A 22085-nucleotide genomic window follows, 5' to 3' on the forward strand; every position below is an offset into this window, starting at 1 on the left:
AGGCTCAACTTCTTCAGGCGTCAGCTCAGCGCGCCGTCGGGTTCAGGCTCCCGCTGCGGAAGCCCTCGAGATCGAGCACGACCCGACGGAACCCCGCCGCTCGCACGCCGGCGACGATGCGCTGTCGGATCTCCGGATCGAGACAGCGTTCCATCTCCGCGACCGCAATTTCCAGACGCGCGGTGTCGTCGCCATAGCGGACGCGGAACTCGCGGAAGCCGAGCTCGCGCAGCACGCGCTCCGCGGCCTCGATGCGCTGCAGCCGCTCGTGCGTGATCGCCGTCCCGTACGGCACGCGCGAGGCGAGGCAGGGCGACGCCGGCTTGTCCCACGTCGGCAGACCCAGCACCGCGCTCGCCGCACGGACGTCGGCCTTGGTCATGCCGGCCTCGACCAGCGGGTGACGCACCTGCTGCTCGCTCGCGGCGTCGAGACCCGGGCGGAAGTCGCCGAGGTCGTCGACGTTGACGCCGTCGAGCACCGCCGCGAGGCCGTGCGCCGCCGCCTCCGCGTGGCAGATCCGGTAGAGGTTGTCCTTGCAGAAGTAGCAGCGGTTGATCGGGTTCTTGGCGTAGTCCTCGATCGCGACCTCGTCGGTCGACACGACGAGGTGACGCGCGCCGATCCGTGCTGCGAGCGCCTTCGCCTCGGCGAGCTCGTGCGCCGGCATCGACGCCGACGTCGTGGTGAGCGCGAGCACGCGCTCGCCGAGCACGTCGTGCGCGACGCGCAGCAGGAACGTCGAGTCGACGCCGCCGGAGAACGCGACGACGGCAGAGGGGATCTCGCCGAGCAGCTCGCGCAGCCGCGCGAGCTTGGCGTCGACGGCGGGCTCGAGCCCCGCGGTTTCGGATCGCGTCGCGACGGGGTGCGCGTCGCCGGTCACGCTACGGCCCTTCCGGCTGGAACAGGTCGGTGGTGAGGTAGCGCTCGCCGGTGTCGCAGAACATCGTCAAGACAATCTTTCCGGGGCCGAGCTCGCGCGCCACCTCGATCGCCGCCGCGCAGTGCGCGCCCGACGAGATGCCGACCAGCAGACCTTCCTCGCGTGCCAGACGGCGGGCGTACGTGGTCGCCTCCTCGTCGCTCACCGCGATCACGCGGTCGTAGGAGCCGGGCTTGAGGTTCTCGGGGACGAAGCCCGCGCCGATGCCCTGGATCTTGTGGTAGCCGGGCGAGCCGCCGGACAGCACGGCCGACGCCTTCGGCTCGACCGCGATCACCTGGCAGCCCGGACGCTCGCGGTGCAGGACTTCGCCCACGCCGCTGATCGTGCCGCCGGTGCCGACGCCGGCGACGAACGCGTCGAGCTGCGGCATCTGCTCGAGGATCTCGCGCGCCGTCGTGCGGCGGTGCGCGTCGGGGTTCGCCGGGTTCCGGAACTGCTGCGGCATGAAGGCGCGCGGGATCGTGCGCGCGATCTCCTCCGCTCTCGCGACCGCGGCGTGCATTCCCTTCGAGTCTGGCGTGAGCTCGAGCTCGGCGCCATAGGCGAGCAGCAGGCTGCGCCGCTCCTCGCTCATCGTGTCCGGCATGGTGAGGATCAGCCGGTAGCCCTTGATCGCGCACACCAGCGCCAGTCCGATGCCGGTGTTGCCGCTGGTCGGCTCGACGATGGTGTCCCCCGGACGGAGCCGTCCGGTGCGCTCCGCCTCCTCGATCATCGCGAGGCAGATTCGGTCCTTGACGCTGCCGCCCAGGTTCGCGAGCTCGAGCTTCGCCCAGATCTCGGCGCCGTCCTTCGGCGCGACGCGATTGAGGCGGACGACCGGCGTGTTGCCGATCAGCTCGAGGGGCGATTGTGCGACGATGTTGGGTAGCGGCATGTCGCGCGGATGCTAACTGAGGGCGGCCGAACTTTGAAGAACGATCCCGTCGATCGGCCGTCGAAAGGGGAGGCCTCCCACGATGCGGGCGGCGCTCGCGACGCGGGGCGGCGCGTCCTGCTGCTCTTTCCGGGAGCGCTCGGCGACGCGGTCTGCCTCGAGCCCGCCGCGGCCCACCTCGCGGCGCAGGGCGAGCTGGTGCTCTACGCGCGCGGCGCCGCCGCGGAGGTCGCGGCGCTCTATCCCGCGCGGCCGCGCGTCTGCTCGCTCGACGCTCCGGAGATCGCCCGGCTGTTCGCGCCGGGCGAGGACGATCCCGAGCTCGCGCGCTGGCTCGCGGGCTTCGCCCGCGTCGTGAGCTTCACCGGGGCGGGGGTGCCGGAGGTGGCGCGGCGGCTCGGCGCGCTGCCGGACGCGACGCTCGCGCCGTTTCCGCGCCCGCCGCTCGAGCGCCATGCGGCCGACCATTTTCTGGGCGTCGTCTGCGGCGACCCGGCGGCGACGGCTCCACCGCCGCGGCTGGTCGCACCGGCGGAGGGCCGCCCGCCTGCGTCAGGCGGCGGCGCGCGCCTCGTCCTGCTGCCGGGCAGCGGTGGACGCGACAAGCGCGCGGCGCCGGAGCTGTTCCTCGAGGTCGCCCGACGCTGGCGCGACGCCGGCGGCGAGGTGACGGTCGTCCTCGGTCCCGCCGAGGCCGCCGAGGACGCGGCGTGGGTCGCAGCCGGCCGCGTCGTGCGACCCGGGTCGGTCGCCGAGCTCGCGGCCGTGCTCGCGCGCAGCGCCGCGTTCGTCGGCAACGACGCCGGACCGAGCCACGTCGCCGCGGCGCTCGGGGTCGCGGGCGCGGTGCTCTATCGCTCGACCTCGCCCGCGAGCTTCGGCCCGCGCGGTGAAGACGTCGCCGCGATCGACGTCCAAGCGCACGACGCGACGGTCAGTGCGGTGTGGGACGCGATCGGTCGGCGGGTCGTGGGCGAGCGGGACGGGAAGTGCGCCGCTCCATCGACGCCGAGTCCGCCCACTCCGCGTGACAATCGCCAGGATGATGAGTAGGGATGATGTCATCAGGTTGTCCGCGTCGTCGACGGGCTTGGGGCAGAACCGGGTGACGCACGACGAACCGCTCCGACGATCGCCGGTCAGCCGAGACGAACAAGGAAGAGCGCACAAAGCCATGGGATTTCGCAGCGGTCGCGCCGCCGGTCACGTCCTTGGCGGTCTTCCGCGGGCTCGCGCGTCGCTCGGGCTCGAGCGAGCTCACGTCCGCGGGCGTCGCGGGCCGGTCGGCTTGTCGGTGGGATGCAGCGAGCCATGAGCGAGCGGGAAGTGGGGAACAGCGAGTCGCTGCACGCCGCCGAGCGGCGCGAAGGGGAAGAGAAGCCGGCCTTTCGCGTGATCGACCGTCGGCGCTTCGCGCCCGACGGCAGCGAGCGCGCGGACGACGAGCCGCAGAGCCCGTCGTCGGGCAGCGACGCCGGTGCGCAGAGCACCTCGTCGCGCGAGGAGCGAGCGCAAGCGGCGGGCAGCGCGCAGTCGAGCTCGTCGTCGGCTCAGGGGCCCGAGCTCGCGATGCCGAAAGGGGAGCCCTACGAGCCCGGCGACATCCCCGAGCCGACCTTCTCGACGCTGGTGATCAGCCTCAGCACGCAGGCGCTGATGTATCTCGGCGAGATCCCGCCCCTCGAGGGCGGTGAGGCGCGCAAGGATCTCGCGGCCGCGCGCAACATCATCGATCTGCTCGCCGTTCTGGAGCGGAAGACGACGGGGAACCTCGACGCCGGTGAAGCGGCCTTGCTCGAGAGGGTCCTGTACGACCTCCGCATGAGGTTCGTCGCGATCTCGCGCGCCAGCTGAGCCCGAGATCCACCATCTCTCGTCCCGTAGAGAATCCGAGGTAGCCATCGAATGCGCAGCGTGTTGAAGGTCATCGTCCTGCTTCTGGTCGGCTTCGTGGTCGGCGTCGTCGCCGTACGCCAACGCGGCCAGCAGGAGCCCGCGGTCGCAACCGCGCAGGAGAGCGCTGCCTCGCGGCCAGCGCCCGCAACCGGCGGCAACGTACCCGCCTCCGAGAACAGCGCGTGCGTGACCTGCACGCTGCCGGACTTCACGCGCCTGGCGCACGATCTCGCGCCGGCGGTCGTGAACATCTCGACCTCGAGCAAGCCCGACCGCGGCGACGGCGGCAACGGTGACCGCCGCTTCCACGGACCGCGCGGGCAGATGCCGGGCTTCCCCGGTCAGGATCCGCGCGAATTCTGGGAGCCTTTCGAGCGCTTCTTCGGCCCGATGCCGCGCCGGCGCATGCCGGAGCGCAGCCTCGGCTCGGGCTTCATCTTCGATCCCGCGGGCTACATCCTGACCAACAACCACGTCGTCGAGAACGCGAGCGAGATCAAGGTCAAGCTCAACAGCGGCGAGGAGCTCACCGCCCAGCTCGTCGGCCGCGATCCGAAGACCGACATCGCCGTGCTCAAGATCGACGCGAAGAAGGATCTGCCGACGATCCCCTTCGGCGACTCCGACGCCGTCAAGGTCGGCGAGTGGGTGATGGCGATCGGCAACCCGTTCGGTCTCGAGTTCTCGGTGACCGCGGGCATCGTCAGCGCCAAGGGACGCTTCATCGGCCAGGGCAACTACGACGACTTCCTGCAGACCGACGCGCCGATCAATCCGGGCAACTCGGGTGGTCCGCTGCTCGACCTGCAGGGCCGCGTCGTCGGCATCAACACCTCGATCTTCAGCCGCAGCGGCGGCAACATTGGCATCGGCTTCGCGATCCCGATCAACCTCGCGAAGGAGCTGATCCCGCAGCTGCGTGAGAAGGGTCGCGTGACGCGCGGCTGGATCGGCGTGATGATCCAGAAGGTGACGCCGGAGATCGCCGAGTCGCTCGGCCTGCCGGCGCCGCGTGGCGCGCTGGTCGCCGACGTCGTCAAAGGCGGCCCGGCGGAAGAGGCGGGCGTCAAGGTCGGCGACGTGATCGTCAGCTTCGACGGTCACCAGGTGAAGGAGTCGACCGAGCTCCCGACGCTGGTCGCGCGCCAGGCGATCGGCAGCGAGGTCCCGGTGGTCGTGATGCGCGATGGCAAGGAAGAGACCATCACCATCAAGATCGCCGAGATGAAGGACGACGAGGAGCAGGTCGCGAGCGGCGAGTCCGAAGCCTTCGGTCTCACCGTGCAGAACCTGACCCCCGAGATCGCCGAGTCGCTCGGCATCGGCGTCGACGTGCAGGGCGTCCTGGTCTCCGGCGTCGAGCCGGGCAGCCCGGCGGACGAGGCCGGGCTGCGGCGCGGCGACGTCATCGTCGAGGTGAACCGCAAGCCCGTGCGTGACGTCGACGCGTACAACAAGGAGATGAAGAGCGTCGGGTCGGGCAAGAGCGTCCTGCTGCTCGTCCGGCGCGGCGAGAACACGGTCTTCCTGGCGCTCAAGCCGCCCGCAGGGTGAGGCCGGCTGCGCCCGACGCGAAGCCGAGCGGGCGCGGCCGACGGCTGCGCTCGCTACTCGCGGTGTTGTTGGCGGCGGCGATCCCGCTCGCGGGGATCGCCGCGTTCGCCGTGTGGGTCACCTACGCGCGGCTCGCCCGGGTGGTGGACGAGAAGTTCGCCGGTCGGCGCTGGGACTTCCCGTCGCGCATCTACAGCGACGAGTTCCTGCTCTACACGGGCCTCGACCTCGACGCGGCCGGCGTGCCGCGCAGGCTCGAGCGTCTCGCCTACCGGCCGATCGACGACACGCCGCGGGTCGGCGGCGAGTTCCGCCGCGAGCCCGGCGCCCTCGAGATCGCGCTGCGTCCGGGGGCGCTCGGTCGCACGCAGACCCAGCGCGTGCGCTTGACGCTCCACGGCAGCCGCATCGCCGACATCACCGACCTCGAGACCAACGAGCAGCTCGCCGCGGTCGCGCTCGAGCCCGAGGAGCTGACGGGCATCTGGGAGGGCGCCTGGGAGGACCGCCGCGCGATCAAGGTGGTCGACGTGAGCCCCGTACTGGTGCGCGCGATCCTCGCGACCGAGGACAGCCGCTTCTTCCAGCACCACGGCGTCGACCTGATCGGCATCGCGCGCGCGGCGCTGACCAATCTGCGCTCCGGCCGGGTGCGGCAGGGCGGCAGCACGCTCACGCAGCAGCTGATGAAGAACTTCTTCTTGACGACCGACCGCACGCTGTCGCGCAAGGTCGTCGAGGCGGCGATGGCCGTGGTCGCCGAGCGTCGCTACTCGAAGATGCAGATCCTCGAGAACTACCTGAACGAGATCTACCTCGGGCAGCGCGGCGCTCGCGGCATCTTCGGGGTCGCCGAGGCGGCGGAGTTCTACTTCGGCAAGCACCCGCGCGACCTCGACGTCGCCGAGGCGGCGCTGCTCGCCGGCCTGATCCGCGCGCCGAACGCGTACTCGCCGTTCCACTCGCCGGAGCGCGCGCTGCAGCGACGCAACACCGTGCTCCGGCTGCTGCTCGAAGCGGGCGACATCGACCAGACGACCTACGAGGCCGCGGTCGCAGCACCGCTCGGCGTCGTCCCGCCGCCCACCGACAGCACCACCGCGCCGTTCTTCGTCGACTACGTGAAGGGGGAGCTCGCCGGACGCTTCCCGCCCGACGTGCTGACGACCGAAGGGCTCAACATCTACACGACCCTCGACCCGCTGCTGCAGGAGCAGGCGCAGCGCATCGTCGAGAAGCGTCTCGACGACCTCGAGAAGCAGCGGCCGCGGCTCGCGGAGGCGGCGAAGAAGGACCGCCTGGAGGCGGCGCTCGTCGCGCTCGCGCCGCGCACCGGCGAGATCAAGGCGATGGTCGGCGGCCGCAACTACCAGGCGAGCCAGTTCAACCGCGCGACGCAGGCGCGCCGGCAGACGGGCTCGACGTTCAAGCCGATCGTCTACCTCGCCGCCATGCTCGAGGACGATCCGGAGCGTCACCTGACGCCGGCCTCGCGCATCGACGACTCGCCCTTCGTCTGGCGGCTCGACAACGGCCGCGAGTGGTCGCCGCGCAACTACGGCGACCACTACTACGGCGAGGTGACCGTGCGCGTCGCGCTCGAGCGCTCGCTGAACGCGGCGACGGCGCGCGTCGCGCAGTCCGTCGGCATGGACGCGATCGTGCGGCTCGCGCGCGAGCTCGGGATCGAGGGACCCATCCCCGAGGTGCCGTCGATTGCGCTCGGCTCGGTCGAGGCGTCGCCGCTCGAGATGGCCTCGGTGTACGCGGTGCTCGCGAGCGGCGGCACGCGCGCCGAGCCCGTCGCCATCCGCCGCGTCACGTCGCGCGACGGCGAGGTGATCCTCGGTGAGCCGCCGTCGTTGCGGCCGGTGATCCCTCCCGATACGGCGTACGTGTTGACGCACGTCCTCGAAGGGGTGCTCGACCACGGCACCGCCGCCGGCGCGCGCGAAGCCGGCTTCCGGCACCCGGCCGCAGGCAAGACCGGCACGACCAACGACTACCGCGACGCGTGGTTCGTCGGCTTCACGCCGGATCTCGTCGCTGCGGTGTGGGTCGGCTTCGACCAGCGCTCGCCGCTCAACATGTCGGGCGCGAGCGCGGCGCTGCCGATCTGGACGGACTTCATGAAGGTCGCGACCGCGGCGCTGCCGCCGCGTCCGTTCCTGCCGCCGCCCGGCGTGACGCTGGTCACGATCGATCATGGCTCGGGCGAGGTTGCCGAAGCGGGCCGTCGCGGCACGATCCAGGAGGCGTTCCTCGACGCCGACGCGCCGGCGATCGTGACGCACGAGGCGGAGCCCGTCCCGGTCGCGCCGCAGGACGGCGACGGAGGCGACGGATACGAAGACGCGCCCGAGCCGCGCGAGCTGCGCGAGGAGCGTCTCGCGTACGCGGGCGCAGAAGCGGAGGTAGGGAGGTAGGCGATGACGGCGACCCGTTCCCGCTGGCTGGTGCGGCTCCTGATCCTGATCGTCGCGATTTCCTTGATTGACTGCGCGCCGCGCAAGCGCGTACGTCGCAAGATGGTGACCCGGCCGACGCCCACCGCGACGCCGCGTCCCGACAAGAAGCGTCCGGCGCCGACGCCGACGCGTGCGCCGCGCGACATCACGCGCGACCCGCTGACGCGTCTCATCACCGAGAGCACGCCGTCGCGCGACGTGTCCGCGCTGAGGCTCGCCGAGCGGGCGCGCGAGGAGCTCGACGAGGGCACGACCGACAGCGCCTTCGAGCTGCTCGACACCGCGATCAAGAACGCGCCGACCCTGCAGCCGCCCTACGTGCTGCGGGCGCGGGCGTACCTCGCGGAAGGCGCCACGCAGCAGGCGCGGTCCGACCTCGACAAGGCGGCGTCGCTGCCGGCGCCGACCGCTTGGGTCGCCGAGGCCGCCGCGGTGCGTGGCATGATGTTCGAGCTCGAGGGCAACCGCAGCGAGGCCATCGCGGCCTACCGGCGCGCGCTACGGATCTTCCCAGGCAACGTCCGGGCGCGCGAGGCGCTGAAGCGTCTCACCGGCAGCACGTCCGGTGGGGGAGGGCCGCCGTGATCGTCCTCGGCATCGAGTCGTCGTGCGACGACACCGCGGCCGCGGTGCTGCGTGACGGACAAGAGCTCTCGAGCGTCGTCGCCTCGCAAGAGGAGGTGCACGGACCTTACGGCGGGGTCGTGCCGGAGCTCGCGGCGCGCAACCACATCCGCCACGTCGTGCCGGTGATCGAGACGGCGCTCGTGCGCGCCGGGATCGAGCTCGGCGACGTCGACGCGGTCGCCGCGACGCGCGGCCCGGGCCTCGTCGGCTCGCTGCTCGTCGGGCTCTGCACGGCGAAGGCGATCGCTCGTCGGCACGGGCTGCCGTTCGTCGGCGTCAATCACATCGAAGGACACCTGCTCTCGATCGAGCTCGAGGAGAAGGTCGAGCGTCCGTTCCTCGGCCTCGTCGTCTCGGGCGGGCACTCGGCGCTCTACTGGGCGGGCGAGGACGGCCGCTACGCGCTGCTCGGCCAGACGCGCGACGACGCGGCCGGCGAGGCCTTCGACAAGGCGGCGAAGCTGCTCGGGCTCGGCTATCCCGGCGGGCGCGCGATCGAGCAGGTGGCGCGCGACGGCGATCCCGACGCACTGCCGCTGCCGCGTCCGCGCGTGCGCGGCGCCGACCTCGACCTGAGCTTCAGCGGCCTCAAGACGGCGCTTCGTCTCGGCCTCGAGAAGCATCCGAACCTTCCGCTCGCCGACGTGGCGGCGTCGTTCCAGCGCGCGGTCGTCGACACGCTGCTCGACCTCGTGCGTCGCGCGATCGACGGCACGGGCGCGACGCGCGTCGTGGTGACGGGCGGCGTGTCCGCCAACGGCGCGCTGCGCGAGGCGATGGCGCGGCTCGCCGAGGAGCAGGGCGCGCGTCTGCTGGTGCCGCCGCTCCGGCGCTGCACCGATAACGCCGCGATGATCGCCTACGCCGGCTGGCTGCGTCTGCAGCGCGGCGAGCGCGATCCGCTGACGCTCAACGCCGCGGCCGAACTGCCGCTCGGACCGCGCGTGCACCCGAACGAGCTCCGTGCGTAAAGCGGCCCGCCGACGCGCGCTCGGCCAGCACTTCCTGATCGACGGCGAGGTCGCGGACCGGACGGTGCAGCTCGCCGACCTCGACCCCGGCGCGACGGTGCTCGAGATCGGACCGGGCCGCGGCGCGCTCACCGACCGCCTGCTCGCGGCGGGCCATCGCGTCGTCGCCATCGAGGTCGATCCCGAGCTTGCGAGCGCGCTCGAGGCGCGGCGCGACGATCGGCTCACCATCGTGCGCGGCGACGCGCTGCAGGTCGACCTCGCGACGCTGCCGCCCGGACCGCTGCCGGTGGTCGCCAACCTGCCGTACGCGACGGGCACGGCGATCGTCACGCGTCTGCTCGAGCACCCGGAGCGCTTCCCGCGCCTCACGGTGATGCTGCAGCTCGAGGTCGCGGAGCGTCTCTGCGCGTCGCCGAACACGCGGGCGTACGGCAGCTTGACGGTGCTCTCTGCGCTGCACGCCGAGGCGATCTTCGGCTTCGTCGTGCCGCCGCAGGCGTTCTCGCCGCGGCCGCAGGTCGACTCGGCGGTGGTGCGCCTCGACGTGGTCACGACGCCGCGCGCCGCGGTCATCGACGAGGCGCTGTTCCGGCGGGTCGTGCGCGCGGCGTTCGCGCAGCGCCGCAAGACGCTGCGCAACGCGCTCACCGCGGGCTTCGGCAGCGCCGTGGCCGACGCGATGCTCGCGGCGGCGGAGATCGATCCGCGCCGGCGCGCGGAGACGCTGTCGCTCGACGAGTTCGCGCTCCTCACGAGCGCCGCCGCGCGGGTACGCCAGCGCGCGTCCGACGCGGACCATGCCTGAGCTGCCCGAGGTCGAGACCGTCTGCCGGACGATCGCGCCGCACGTCGTTGGGCGCCGTATCGAGCGCGTCGACGTGCGCGAGCGGCGTCTGCGCCGTCCGATCCCGCGCGACCTCGAGGCGCGTCTCGCGGGACGCGTCGTCCACGGCGTGGCGCGGCGCGCGAAGTACCTCCTGCTCGACGTCGGCGAGGGGCTGCGCTGGGTCGTGCACCTCGGCATGAGCGGACGCTTCTGCGTCGGCGAGCCGCCGCCGGGGCAGCCGCACGTGCACGTCGTCGCGGACCTCGAGGGCGGCGTGCGGCTCTACTTCCGCGACCCGCGCCGCTTCGGCCTCATGCTGCTGTCGAGGGACGACGCCGACCTCGGCGTGCTCGGCGTCGAGCCGCTCGGTCCCGACTTCGACGGCGAGCTGCTGTGGTCGCTGAGCCGTCGGCACCGGCGTGTCACGGTGAAGTCGCTGTTGATGGACAGCCGGCTCATCGCCGGGGTCGGCAACATCTACGCCAACGAGGCGCTGTTCGAGGCCGGCATCCGACCGGCTCGGCGAAGTTGGCGCTTGACGCGCGCCGAGGCGGACCGTCTCGCCGCGGCGGTGCGCACCGTGCTCGAGCGCGCGATCGCGAGCCGCGGCTCCTCGCTGCTCGACTACCGCGACGCGGACGGCAACGAGGGCGAGTTCCAGCGCATGCTGCGCGTCTACGAGCGCGAGGGTGAGCCGTGCCGACGCTGCGCGACGCCGATCAAGCGCGTCGTCATCGCCGGACGCAGCTCGTTCTACTGCCCGCGCTGCCAGCGCTGAGCTGTGGCCTCAGCGCTGTCGGACCTCGCGCGCACGCAATCCGTCGCCGACCATCTGGATCGCGAGCACCGTGACGCCGAGCGCGATCGCGGGCGCGATCACGAGGTGCGGCGCGACCAGCAGGAACGAGCGTCCCTCGGCGAGCATCGCGCCCCACGACGGTGTGGGCGGCGGCGGGCCGAGGCCCAAGAACGACAGGCTCGACTCCGCGATGATCGCGCCGGCGACGCCGAAGGTCGCCTGCACGAGCAGCGCGGGACGCGCGCTCGGCAGCAGGTGACGCAGCACGACGCGCAGCGGGCTCGCGCCGAGCGCCAGCGCGGCGTGGGTCGACTCGCGCGCCGCCGCGGCGCGCACCTCGGCGCGCGTCAGACGAGCGTACGCGGGCCAGCTCATCACACTGAGCGCGATGACGACGTTGCGCGCGCTCGGTCCCAGCACCGCGGCGAGCGCGATCGCGAGCAGGATGCCGGGGAAGGCGAGCAGCACGTCGGTGACGCGCATCAGCAGCTCGTCGAGCAAGCGCCCGCCGTAGCCGGCGAGCGTGCCGAGCGCGACGCCGATCGTGAGCGCACCGGCGACGGCGGCGGCGCCGACGCCGAGCGACAACCGCGCGCCCCAGAGAAGACGCGCGAGCACGTCGCGCCCGAGCCGGTCGGTGCCGAGCGGGTGCGCGGCGGACGGCGGCTCGAGGTGGTGCGCGAGATCGATCGCCAGCGGGTCGTACGGCGCGAGCCAGGGCGCGAGCAGCGCTGCGGCGGCGATCACGGCGAGCAGCGCCGTGCCGACCAGGAGACGTCCTCGTCCGCGCTGCCGCGTGACGACGATGGACGGCGCCGATTCCGCCACGGGGAGCGGCGTCGCGGTCATGCGCGCTCCCGGAGCCGCGGGTCGAGCGCCGCCTGCACGAGGTCGGCGAGCAGGTTCACCGCGACGTAGCTCGCGGCGACCACCAGCACGCAGCCCTGCACGAGCGGGTAGTCGCGGGCGCCGATCGCCTGCACGAGCAGTCGTCCGAGCCCGGGCCACGAGAACACGGTCTCGGTCACGATCGCGCCCGCGAGCAGGCCACCGAGCTGCAGCGCGAGCACCGTGACGGTCGCGGTCGCGGCGTTCGGCAGCGCGTGGCGCAGCAAGACCAGCGCCGGCGAGAGTCCCCTCGCGCGCGCCGTGCGCACGCAGTCGAGCGCGAGCGCGTCGAGCAGCGAGCTGCGCAGCTGACGCGCGAGCAGCGCCGACATGCCGAAGCCGAGCGTCGCCGCGGGCAGCACGAGGCTGTCGAGACCGCGTCGTCCCGACACCGGGAAGAGCGGTAGCTCGACGGCGAGCCCGAGCTGCAGGAGCGGACCGAGGCAGAACGTCGGCAGCGCGGTCTGCAGCGCCGCGAGCAGCACGCCGAAGCGGTCGATGCGCGATCCCGGCCGCGCCGCCGCGGCCATGCCGAGCGGGACGCCGACCACGAGCGCGATCACGAGCGCAGCACCGGCAAGCTCGAGCGTCGCCGGGTAGCGCTCGGCGATCAGCTCGCTCACCGGACGCGACGTCGTCAGCGAGCGTCCGAGGTCGCCGCGCAGCGCGCCCGCCGTGAAGTCGACGAGCTGACGCCAGGCGGGACGGTCGAGGCCGAGCTCGTGGCGCAGCGCCTCGCGGTCGGCGTGGCTCGCGCGCTCGCCGAGGATCACGTCGACGGGATCGCCCGGCACGGCGTGCAGCAGCGCGACGACCAGCACGAGGACGCCGAGCATCGTCGGCAGCGCGAGCGCGAGGCGGAGGCACGCGTAGCGCAGCATCACGAAGTCGCGGGCGGTACGGAGATCAGACGCGCCGTCGCGAGCGAGCGCAGGTCGCCGGTCGGCGTCGGTACGAAGCCGTCGAGACGCTTTGTCTTGACGACGACGTTGTCGACCCACCACAGCGGCACGAACGGCAGATCGCGCTGCGCGATGTCCGTGACGCGCCGGTAGCGCTCGAGACGCTGCTCGCGGTCGGGGAGGCGCCGCGCCTCGAGCGTCAGCAGATCGACCTCGTCGTTCGCGTAGCCCCCGCGGTTGCTGCCGTGCGGCGGCGTCATCCGCGAGTGCAGGATCGTGTGCCAGTGGTCCGGGTCCTCGATGCCGACCCAGGCGAGGATGAAGAGGTCGAAGCGTCCGCGGCGCACGTCGCCGTAGAGCGACGCCCACTCGAGCGGCCGCACCTCGACGTCGAGCCCGACCTCGCCGAGCATCGCGGCGACGACCTCGCCGACGCGGCGGCGGATCTCGACGCTCGACGTCTTGAGCGTCAAGCGTCGCCCGGCGGCGCCGGCCTCCTCGACGAGGCGTCGGGCGAGCGCGGGATCGTAGCGGTACTCGGCGCCGTCGTGGTGTGCCCAGTGCTCGGGCGGGAAGAGCCCGTTCGCCGGACGCGCGTGACCGGCGAGCACGAAGCGCACGATCGACTCGCGGTCGATCGCGTGCGCGATCGCGCGCCGCACCCGCAGATCGGCGAGCAGCGGATCGCGCAGATCGAGCCCGACGTAGTGAAAGGTCGAGCCCGGGGTCGCGACGACGTCGAGCCCTTGCTCTTCCAGCCACGGCAGCAGGTCGGGCTCGACCGCGTTCTGCACCAGGTCGATCGCGCCGCGCGCCAGCGCCAGCGCGCGCGACACGCTGTCCGGCGCGACGCGGAAGAGGATTCCCGGCAGCGCGGGGCGCGGCTCGGCGGTGTCGCTCGCCGCGACACGGACGGTGTCGATGTCCGCCGACTCGAGACGGAACGGGCCGGCGCCGATGCGGCACTCCGGCAGCGCTGCGCACTTCGCGGGGAGGATCGCGAGGCGCGTCGCATGGAGGAACGTCGCCGCGGGCTCGCGCAGCGTGAAGCGCACCGTCCGCTCGTCCTCGGCGACGACCTCGGCGACGAGCTCGAGGGCCTCGTGCTGCTGCGCGCGCAGCGCCGGCGAGGCGAGCGAGCGGTACGTCGCGACGACGTCGTCGGCGCGCACCGGCGCGCCGTCGTGAAAGCGCGCGGCGCGGAGGTGGAAGCGGTAGGTGAGAGGATCCGGCGACTCCCAGCGCTCCGCGAGATCGGGCGTCGGCTCGCCGGCCGCGTTGGTGGTGGTGAGACCGCGGTGCACGAGGTCGAGCACGATCGTCGAGCTCGCGTCGCTCGCGGTGCGCGGATCGAGCGCCGTCGGCGCCGCGTCGAGACCGACGACGAGGTAGCCCGGAGGACGCTCCTGCGGCCGCGCGCAGGCCGCGACGAGCACCGTCAGGAGAGCCGCCAGAATCGCGCAAGTACGCCCTCTGACGGGGGAAAATTGTTGACCTTCGGAAAAGAAGTCTGTTAGCTCGTCCGCGCGGCGGCGCTCAACAGTCGCCAGGCGATTGCCGATGGAGTCCGTGACAGCCAGACGTCGGACGGCCGGGTGTCTCGCGAACACGCCGCGGCACCACGAGGTGGGGAGGTGGGAATGATTCGTCGGTGGCTTCTCGTCGGCCTGCTGTCGGTCGTCACGTTCGCGAGCGTGTCGCGCGCCGACCAGGGACCATTCCCGAGACCGAAGGTGCTCGAGCCGGCGATCAAGTTCTGGCGCGACATCTTCGCGACCTACTCGAAGCACCAGGTGGTGGTGCACGATGATTGGTATCTCGGCAAGGTCTACGAGGTCGTCGACTTCCGCTCCTGGGTGAGCGACGGCGAGCCGCTGACCATCTCGCAGGAGAACGAGAAGAAGCGCCAGATCGAGGAAGCGAAGCAGCGCGTGCGCAACATCCTGCTCTCACTGCACGCGCGTGGTGGCGACACGTCCGGCATGACGGCGGACGAGCGTCGCATCTACGAGATGTTCCGCGACGTGCCGGGGCACGACAAGTTCCTGCTCGCGGCCGATCGCGTGCGCGCGCAGCCGGGTCTGCGCGAGCGCTTCGCGCTCGGCATCGCGCGTCAGCGCGGCTACCTGCCGCGCATGGAGCAGGTGTTCCGCGAGGAAGGCCTGCCCGTGCAGCTCGCGCGCCTGCCGCTCATCGAGTCGTGCTTCGACCTGAACGCCTACTCGAAGGTCGGCGCGGCCGGCGTGTGGCAGTTCATGCCGTCGACCGGCAAGCAGTACCTGCACATCAGCGACGCGATCGACGAGCGTCGCGATCCGCTGCGCGCGACGCGCGCGGCGGCGCAGCACCTCGCGGCGGACTACCAGGCGCTCGGCTCCTGGCCGCTCGCGATCACCGCGTACAACCACGGCCGCGGCGGTGTGGCGCGCGGCGTGCGCGAGATCGGCTCGTCGGACATCGGCGACCTCGTCACGCGCTACCGCGGCAAGGCGTTCGGCTTCGCGTCGCGGAACTTCTACGCCGAGTTCCTCGCCGCGCTCGACGTCGTCGAGCGTGCCGACGAGCTGTTCGGCGACCTGCCGTACATCCCGCCGATCGAGGGCGAGGAGGTGCCGCTGCCGCACCCGATGGGGCTGCACCACGCTGCGCGTCTCGCGGGCGTCCGGGCCGAGGATCTGGTGGCCGCGAATCCGGCGTTCCTGTCCGCGGTGGTCGACGGACGCGCCTACATTCCGCGCGGCTACCGTCTCCGCGTCCCGCCGGGCGGCGACGTCGTGCAGGTCGCGCGCGCGACCCCGCCGCCGGTGCAGCGCACGCAGGTCGCGTCTGCGAAGCGACCGAGCAAGAGCACCCGTCCGGTCACGGTCGCGTCGAGCAAATCGAGCAAGAGCTCGAAGACCCAGACGGCGAGCAAGAGCGCGTCGAGCAAGAGCGCGTCCCGCCAGGTCGCGAGCAAGAGCAGCAAGGGCAAGAGCAGCGCGAAGAAGAAGCCGACCGTGATCGTGCACCGCGTGCAGAAGGGGCAGACGCTCGGCGACATCGCGCGCCGCTACGGCACGACCGTCGAGGCGATCCGCAGCATGAACAAGGTGAGCGCGCGCTCGTTGCAGGTCGGCCAGCGGCTGCGCATCCCGAGCTGACGGTCGGTCCGGGCGGGCGCTTCCGGACGCCGCGTGCGCGCAGCGTCGCGCCCACACGGCGCCGTGAGCAGCGACGAGCCCGGCTCGTGCGGGCCTCGGCGGCTATGCTAGGGCTCGTCCCGGGCTCATGCGCTATCTGCCGATCCTGGTCGATCTCGCGGGACGCCCGTGCCTGGTCGTCGGCGGCGGGGCCGTCGCGGCGCGCAAGGCGGCCACCTTGCTCGACGCCGGAGCGCGCGTGAGGGTCGTCGCGCCGAGCGTGTCGCGCGAGATGGAGGAGGTCGCGGCGCGGCCGGACGTCACCGTCGAGCGCCGCGCCTACCGGCGCGAGGACCTGACGGGGGTGGCGCTCGCCTTCGCGGCGACCGACGACGCGGAGCTGCAGGAGCGCATCGCGCGCGACGCGCGCGACGCCTCGGTGTGGCTCAACGCCGTCGACGAGCCGGAGCGCTGCTCGTTCGTCATGCCCGCGATCCTCGATCGCGATCCGCTGGTGGTGGCGGTCGGGACGGGCGGCGCGAGCCCGGCGCTCGCGCGCCGCATCCGCGACGACATCGGCCAGCTCCTCGGGCCCGAGTACGACGCCGCGCTCGCGCACCTCGCGCTGCTGCGCACGCGCTATGTGCCGGGTCCGGCGCGTCAGGCCGCGTTCAACCGCCTCGTCGACGGTGGGCTGCTCGAGGCGCTGCGCGCGCGCGACGGCGCGCGCGTCGAGGCGCTCACGCGCGAGGCGTGCAGCGGGCTCGACGCCGTCGCACAGGAGGCGCCGTGAGCGAGGCCGTGCTGCTGCGGCTGGCGATGCTGGCCTACCTCGTCGGCACGGTGTCGGGCGGGCTCGGCCTCGTGCAGCCGCGCGACTCCACCCGGCGGACCACGGCGGGCGCGCTCGTGGTCGGGTTCGTCCTGCAGGCGGCGGCGATCGTCGTGCGCTCGCTCGAGGTGGGGACGATCGCGGTCTCTTCGTTCGCCGAGCAGGGCGCGCTGTTCGCGTGTCTGCTGGTCGGCATCTACGTGCTCGCGCAGCTGCGCTACCGCCTCGCGGTGCTCGGTGCGGTGGTGGGACCGATCGGCTTCATCGGCGCGCTGGTCGCGCTGGTCGCGCACGGCGGCGCGCAGGACGTGCCGCCGTTCCTGCGCAGCCCGTGGCTGCCGGTGCACGTGATGCTCGCGTTCCTCGGCAACGCGGCGTTCGCGCTCGCCTGCATCGTGAGCCTGCTCTACCTCTGGCAGGAGCGGCAGCTGAAGGCGCACCACGTCGGCCCGCTCGCCCGACGCCTCCCGTCCCTCGAGACGCTCGACAACGTCAATTTCAAGTTTCTCGGCTGGGGCTTCATCCTGCTGACGCTGAGCATCGTGAGCGGCGTGCTGTGGGCCGAGCTGACCTCGGGTCGGCTGCTGTCGTGGGAGCCGCGCACGATTTGGACGAGCGTCATCTGGGTGATCTACGCGGTGCTGCTGCACGGACGCTTGACGGTGGGGTGGGGCGGACGTCGCGCCGCGGCGCTGACCATCGTCGGCTTCGCCGTGCTGTTCGTGTCGTTCATCGGCGTCAACGTGCTGACGCCGGGACGCCACGCCGTGAGCTACGGATGAGCGAGGGAGTCGCACGCGTGCGCCCGCTGCGCCTCGGCGCGGGGGCGCGGGTCGAGCTCTGGGTGATCGGACTCAACCATCGCAGTGCGCCCGTCGAGCTGCGCGAGCGTCTCGCCTTCTCCGACGAGGACATCGTGCCCGCCCTGGGGCGCGTGCTCGAGTCGACGCCGGTCGACGAAGCGGTGCTGCTCTCGACCTGCAACCGCGTCGAGCTCGTGGTCGCGGCGCCGCCCGACGTCGACGTCGTCGAGCCGGTGACGCAGTTCCTCGCGCGCGAGCGCGGCGTTCCGGCCGCGACCATCGCCGCGCACGCCTACGCGCATCGCGGCAAGGGCGCGGTGCAGCACCTCTTCCGCGTCGCCTCGAGCCTCGACTCGATGATGGTCGGCGAGCCGCAGATCTTGGGCCAGCTCAAGGAGCAGTTCCGGCGCGCGGCCGAGTGCTCCGCGGCGTCGCGCGTGCTGCGTCGCTGCTTCGAGCGCTCGTTCTCGGTCGCGAAGCGCGTGCGCAGCGAGACCGGCGTCGCGGGCAAGGCGGTGTCGCTGAGCTCGGCCGCGGTCGAGCTCGCGCGACGCATCTTCGACGACCTCGGCGACAAGACGGCGATGCTGATCGGCGCCGGCAAGATGAGCGAGCTCGCCGCGCGGCACTTCGTCGCCAACGGCATCGCGAGCGTCATCGTCACCAACCGCTCGTTCGACCGCGCCGTCGAGCTGGCGCGCACCTTCGGCGGGACGCCGGTTCCCTTCGAGCGCTACTCGCAGTACCTGCCGCTCGCCGACGTCGTGCTGGGCTCGGTCGCGACCGCGGGCTACATCCTCGGACCGAGTCAGCTGCACGACGTGCTGCGCGCGCGGCGCCGCAAGCCGATGTTCTTCATCGACCTCGGCGTGCCGCGGAACTTCGATCCCGCGATCAACGACCTCGAGAACGTGTACCTCTACAACATCGACGACCTCGCCCACGTCGCGGACGACCATCGCGCGGAGCGCGAGCGCGAAGCGGTGCGCGGCGAGGAGATCGTCCGCGAGGAGGCGGAGCGCTTCTGGCGCTGGATGTCGAGCCGCGACGTGACGCCGACCATCGTCGCGCTGCGCGGCAAGCTCGACGGCATCCGACGCGCGGAGCTCGACCGCGCGATCGCGGCGCTGCGCAAGCTCGAGCCCGAAGAGCGGCGCGCGCTCGAGGCGATGACGCAGGCGATCGTCAACAAGATTCTCCACCAGCCCTTGTCCGTGTTGAAGCAGCTCGCCATGCAGGACGAGGCCGAGGCGGCGCAGGTCGCGGAGCTCGTGCACCGGCTGTTCGCGCTCGAGGCGGGTGACACGGGGCGCGAACGCGATGCCGACGGCGACGACGAAGACTCCTGAGCGGCTGCGGATCGGCACGCGCGGCTCGAAGCTCGCGCTCGCGCAGAGCGGACAGACGGCGCGGCTGCTCGAGCAGTCGGGGATCGCGACCGAGCTCGTCGTCGTCAAGACGTCGGGCGATCGTCTCGCCGACGTCTCGCTCGCCAAGGTCGGCGGCAAGGGGCTGTTCATCAAGGAGCTCGAGGAGGCGCTCGCCGAGGGCCGCGTCGACCTCGCGATCCACTCGATGAAGGACGTGCCGGCGGAGGTGCCGCCGGGCTTCGTGATCGCCGCGGTGTCGCGGCGGGCGGACGTGCGCGACGTGCTGGTGCGCCGCGCGGGCGGCAGTGCAGGATCGCCCGAAGCATCGGCGGCCACGACGGACGCGCCGTACGAAGCGCCGCCGACGCGAGCGGCGACGACGACACCGCCCGCGGGCGACGCGCTCGCAGCGCTCCCCGCGATCGCCGCGCTGCCGCCCGGCGCGCGCGTCGGCACCGGCAGCCTGCGCCGCCGCGCGCAGCTCGCGGCGCTGCGTCCCGATCTGAACGTCGTGCCGCTGCGCGGCAACGTCGACACCCGCCTGCGCAAGCTCGAGGGCGGCGAGCTCGACGCGGTCGTGCTCGCCGCGGCGGGCCTCGCGCGCCTCGGGCTCGACGTCGCGGCCGAGCACCTCGCCGAGGACGCCTTTCTCCCCGCGCCAGGGCAGGGCGCGCTCGCCATCGAGACCCGCGCCGACGACGCGCGCGTCCGCGAGCTGGTGCACGTGCTGCACGATCCCGCGAGCGCCGCGGCGTGCGACGCGGAGCGCGCGTTCTTGCGCGAGCTCGGCGCGAGCTGCCAGGTGCCGGTCGCCGCGTTCGCGCGCGTCGCGGACGACGGCGCGCTGACGCTCACGGGTCTCGTCGCGAGCCTCGACGGCACGACCGTGCTGCGCGACGTCGCGCGCGGCCGCGCGGAGCAGGCGTCCGACGTCGGACGCGCGCTCGCCGACGCGCTCGTCGCGCGCGGCGCGCGCGCGATCATCGCCGCCGCGGAGGAGGCTGCCGGTCGGCTCTAGCCTGCGCGCACGCATGGGCCCCCTGAGCCAGGAGACGAGCCGCCCGTTCGTCGGGCGCGAGCACGAGCTGCGGCTTCTCGCCGGCGCGCTCGCCGACGCCCAGGCGGGACGGGCGCGCTGCGTGCTCGTCACCGGCGAGGCGGGCATCGGCAAGACCAGCATCGTCGAGCGCCTGGTCGCCGAGGTGCTGCAGCACTGCGTCGCGTGGGGACGCTGCAACGAGACCGAGGGGGCGCCCGCGTACTGGCCGTGGATCCAGGTGCTGCGCGGGATGATCCGGCATCGCTCGGTCGAGGGCGTGCGCGAGCTCGCCGGAGCGGCAGCGCTCGAGCTCGCGCGTCTCGCGCCTGCTCTCGCCGGCGACCAGCAGCCGCCGGTCGACGACCGCGACGACCGCGAGGCCGCGCGCTTCCGCCTGTTCGACGCGGTCGCGACGCTGGTGCGCCGCTCGGGCGACGTCGAGCCGCTCGTCGTAGTGCTTGACGACCTGCACTGGGCGGACAGCGAGTCGCTGCTGCTGCTCGACTACGTCGCGGGTGAGCTGCGCGACGCACGCGTGCTGCTCCTCGGGACGTACCGCGAGGCCGAGCTCTCGGCGACGACCGCTGCGCCGAAGCTGCTCGCCGCCGTGGCGCGCGTCGCGGACCGCGTCGCGCTCGGCGGCCTCGCCGCCGACGAGGTGGCGGGCTTGCTCGTTCGCAGCGACGGGACGGCGCCGTCGCGGTCCCTGGTCACCGCCGTGCACCGCGCGACCGGCGGCAACCCGTTCTTCGTCGTCGAGATCGCCGAGCTGCTGCGCGCGCGCGGCGAGGAGGACGCGAGCGCGCCGGAGGGCGGCTTTCGCGTTCCCGACACGGTGCGCGAGGCGATCCGCCGTCGCCTCGATCCGCTGCCGGCGCCCACGCGTCGAGTGCTGCGGCAGGCCGCGATCCTCGGGCTCGAGACGACGCTCGAGCCCCTCGCGGCGCTGTCGGGAGCGTCGAGCGCGTCGGTGCTCGAGGACCTCGAGCCCGCGCTGCGCGCAGGCTTGGTCGTCGAGACGCAGCGCGCGGGCGAGTACCGGCTCGCGCACGCGCTCCTGCAGACGGCGCTGCTCGACGAGCTCGACGTCGTCGAGCGCGCCGAGCTGCACCTGCGCGCCGGCGAGGTGCTCGAGACGCTCTACGCCGAGGACCCGTCGCCGGTGCTCGGCCAGCTCGCGCACCACTTCCGGCAGGCGGCGGCGCTCGGCGGGGCCGAGAAGGCTGTCGAGCACGCGACGCGCGCCGGCGACCGCGCGATCGCGAGCCTCGGCTTCGAGGAGGCCGCGGGACACTACGAGCGCGCGCTGCAGTCGGAGCGCGCGACGTCGCGCGACCCGCAGCGGCGTCTCGAGCTGCTGCTCAAGTTCGGCGACGCGCAGCGCTGGGCGGGCGACGAGGACGGCGCGCACGCGACGCTCTACGAGGCGGCGCGCCTCGCCCGCGAGCGCGGCGACGCAGTTTCGCTCGGACGCGCCGCGGTGCACGTCGTCGCGGCGAGCGCCGAGACCGGCGCGGTCGACCAGCCGCTGGTCGAGCTGCTCGAGGCGGCGCTCGCGGGTCTCGGTCCCGAAGATTCGCCGCTGCGCGCGCTGGTTCTGGGCGCGCTCGCGCGCACGCTCTACTTCGCGCCCGACCCCGCGCGGCGCGACGCGCTGAGCCGCGAGGCGGTCGAGGTCGCGCGCCGGGTCGGCGACCGCGCGGTGCTCGCGACCGTGCTGAACGACCGGCACTTCGCGCTCTGGCGCGCCGGCACGGAGAAGGAGCGGTTGGCGCTGACCGACGAGATGACCGCGCTCGCCGCGCAGTCCGGCCACGTCGACACGATCGCCGAGACGCGCGCCTGGCGGATCCTCGACCTGATCGAGCTCGGGCGGATCGAGGAGGCGGATCGCCTCGTCGCCGAGCACGTCGCGGCGACGGCGTCGACGCGCATCCCGCGCGCCGTGTGGCACGCGACGCTCGTCCGTGCCGCGCGTGCTTTGCTCGACGGTCGCGTCGCCGAGGCGGAGCAGCTCGCGCAGCGCGCGCTCGAGACGCGCGTCGCACACCCGCGCAACAACGCGCTGCAGTTCTACGCGGTGCAGCTCTTCAACATCCGCCTCGCGCAGGGACGCCTGGCGGAGGTCGGATCCGAGGTCGAGCGCGTCGCCGAGCGTCCCG

At 73.0% G+C, this 22085-nt stretch carries 19 protein-coding genes; 13 read left to right on the plus strand and 6 right to left on the minus strand.

The genetic code is table 11. The annotated features are described in order from the left end of the window. Positions 1-25 precede the first annotated feature (25 nt). Complete coding sequence (gene larE, locus VIS07_19760) at positions 26-886, minus strand: ATP-dependent sacrificial sulfur transferase LarE (protein HEY8517751.1); 861 nt, start codon at positions 884-886, stop codon at positions 26-28. A 1-nt stretch (position 887) separates the two neighbouring features. Further along, complete coding sequence (gene cysK, locus VIS07_19765; protein ID HEY8517752.1) at positions 888-1826, minus strand: cysteine synthase A; 939 nt, start codon at positions 1824-1826, stop codon at positions 888-890. Between the two features lie 33 nt (positions 1827-1859). Here cysK and VIS07_19770 point away from each other — a divergent pair, with 33 nt between their 5' ends. The 8 genes from VIS07_19770 (at position 1860) to mutM (ending at position 10949) form a co-directional block, all read left to right on the plus strand. Continuing rightward, positions 1860-2879 (plus strand): glycosyltransferase family 9 protein, encoded by a 1020-nt coding sequence (locus VIS07_19770; GenBank protein HEY8517753.1) that lies wholly within the window; start codon positions 1860-1862, stop codon positions 2877-2879. A gap of 258 nt (positions 2880-3137) precedes the next feature. Next, positions 3138-3680, plus strand: coding sequence for a DUF1844 domain-containing protein (locus VIS07_19775; protein HEY8517754.1), 543 nt, complete (start codon positions 3138-3140; stop codon positions 3678-3680). A gap of 51 nt (positions 3681-3731) precedes the next feature. Next, a complete protein-coding gene (locus VIS07_19780; protein ID HEY8517755.1) occupies positions 3732-5276 on the plus strand; it encodes a DegQ family serine endoprotease in 1545 nt (514 codons plus the stop codon). Further along, on the plus strand, positions 5273-7702 hold the full coding sequence (locus VIS07_19785; GenBank protein ID HEY8517756.1) for a PBP1A family penicillin-binding protein: 2430 nt from the start codon (positions 5273-5275) through the stop codon (positions 7700-7702). Before VIS07_19780 ends, VIS07_19785 begins: the two co-directional genes overlap by 4 nt. A gap of 3 nt (positions 7703-7705) precedes the next feature. Continuing rightward, positions 7706-8329, plus strand: coding sequence for a tetratricopeptide repeat protein (locus tag VIS07_19790; GenBank protein ID HEY8517757.1), 624 nt, complete (start codon positions 7706-7708; stop codon positions 8327-8329). Then, on the plus strand, positions 8326-9342 hold the full coding sequence (gene tsaD, locus VIS07_19795) for a tRNA (adenosine(37)-N6)-threonylcarbamoyltransferase complex transferase subunit TsaD (protein HEY8517758.1): 1017 nt from the start codon (positions 8326-8328) through the stop codon (positions 9340-9342). The genes VIS07_19790 and tsaD overlap by 4 nt, the downstream gene beginning before the upstream one ends. Continuing rightward, positions 9335-10150: a 16S rRNA (adenine(1518)-N(6)/adenine(1519)-N(6))-dimethyltransferase RsmA gene (gene rsmA, locus VIS07_19800; protein HEY8517759.1), complete on the plus strand. Its 816-nt coding sequence runs from the start codon at positions 9335-9337 to the stop codon at positions 10148-10150. Before tsaD ends, rsmA begins: the two co-directional genes overlap by 8 nt. Then, the gene (gene mutM, locus VIS07_19805; protein ID HEY8517760.1) at positions 10143-10949 is read left to right on the plus strand and encodes a bifunctional DNA-formamidopyrimidine glycosylase/DNA-(apurinic or apyrimidinic site) lyase; all 807 of its coding nucleotides are present in this window, start codon (positions 10143-10145) and stop codon (positions 10947-10949) included. The genes rsmA and mutM overlap by 8 nt, the downstream gene beginning before the upstream one ends. A gap of 9 nt (positions 10950-10958) precedes the next feature. On the opposite strand, the gene VIS07_19810 is transcribed toward mutM, so the two are convergent. Genes VIS07_19810 through VIS07_19820 form a run of 3 tightly spaced genes read right to left on the minus strand, consistent with a single transcriptional unit; the run spans position 10959 to position 14196 of the window. Beyond that, positions 10959-11819 (minus strand): ABC transporter permease, encoded by an 861-nt coding sequence (locus VIS07_19810; protein HEY8517761.1) that lies wholly within the window; start codon positions 11817-11819, stop codon positions 10959-10961. After that, entirely contained in the window at positions 11816-12739 is a 924-nt protein-coding gene (locus tag VIS07_19815) for an ABC transporter permease (protein HEY8517762.1), read from the minus strand. Before VIS07_19815 ends, VIS07_19810 begins: the two co-directional genes overlap by 4 nt. Then, the gene (locus tag VIS07_19820; protein HEY8517763.1) at positions 12739-14196 is read right to left on the minus strand and encodes an ABC transporter substrate-binding protein; all 1458 of its coding nucleotides are present in this window, start codon (positions 14194-14196) and stop codon (positions 12739-12741) included. Before VIS07_19820 ends, VIS07_19815 begins: the two co-directional genes overlap by 1 nt. Positions 14197-14400: 204 nt before the next feature. Between VIS07_19820 and VIS07_19825 the strand changes: the two genes are divergently transcribed. From VIS07_19825 to hemC, 5 genes are all read left to right on the plus strand, one after another. Further along, on the plus strand, positions 14401-15900 hold the full coding sequence (locus tag VIS07_19825) for a transglycosylase SLT domain-containing protein (protein ID HEY8517764.1): 1500 nt from the start codon (positions 14401-14403) through the stop codon (positions 15898-15900). A 127-nt stretch (positions 15901-16027) separates the two neighbouring features. Continuing rightward, the gene (locus VIS07_19830) at positions 16028-16672 is read left to right on the plus strand and encodes a bifunctional precorrin-2 dehydrogenase/sirohydrochlorin ferrochelatase (GenBank protein ID HEY8517765.1); all 645 of its coding nucleotides are present in this window, start codon (positions 16028-16030) and stop codon (positions 16670-16672) included. Continuing rightward, positions 16669-17493: a cytochrome c biogenesis protein gene (locus tag VIS07_19835; GenBank protein HEY8517766.1), complete on the plus strand. Its 825-nt coding sequence runs from the start codon at positions 16669-16671 to the stop codon at positions 17491-17493. The genes VIS07_19830 and VIS07_19835 overlap by 4 nt, the downstream gene beginning before the upstream one ends. Next, complete coding sequence (hemA, locus tag VIS07_19840; GenBank protein ID HEY8517767.1) at positions 17490-18863, plus strand: glutamyl-tRNA reductase; 1374 nt, start codon at positions 17490-17492, stop codon at positions 18861-18863. Before VIS07_19835 ends, hemA begins: the two co-directional genes overlap by 4 nt. Further along, a complete protein-coding gene (hemC, locus tag VIS07_19845) occupies positions 18835-19902 on the plus strand; it encodes a hydroxymethylbilane synthase (protein HEY8517768.1) in 1068 nt (355 codons plus the stop codon). The genes hemA and hemC overlap by 29 nt, the downstream gene beginning before the upstream one ends. Here the strand turns inward: hemC and VIS07_19850 are convergent. Next, positions 19865-21973, minus strand: a complete 2109-nt coding sequence (locus VIS07_19850) for a hypothetical protein (protein ID HEY8517769.1) — start codon at positions 21971-21973, stop codon at positions 19865-19867. The genes hemC and VIS07_19850 overlap by 38 nt on opposite strands. Positions 21974-22085: the final 112 nt, after the last annotated feature.

The sequence above is a fragment of the Candidatus Binatia bacterium genome, assembly GCA_036563615.1.
Classification (GTDB): Bacteria; Desulfobacterota; Binatia; order UBA12015; family UBA12015; genus DATCMB01.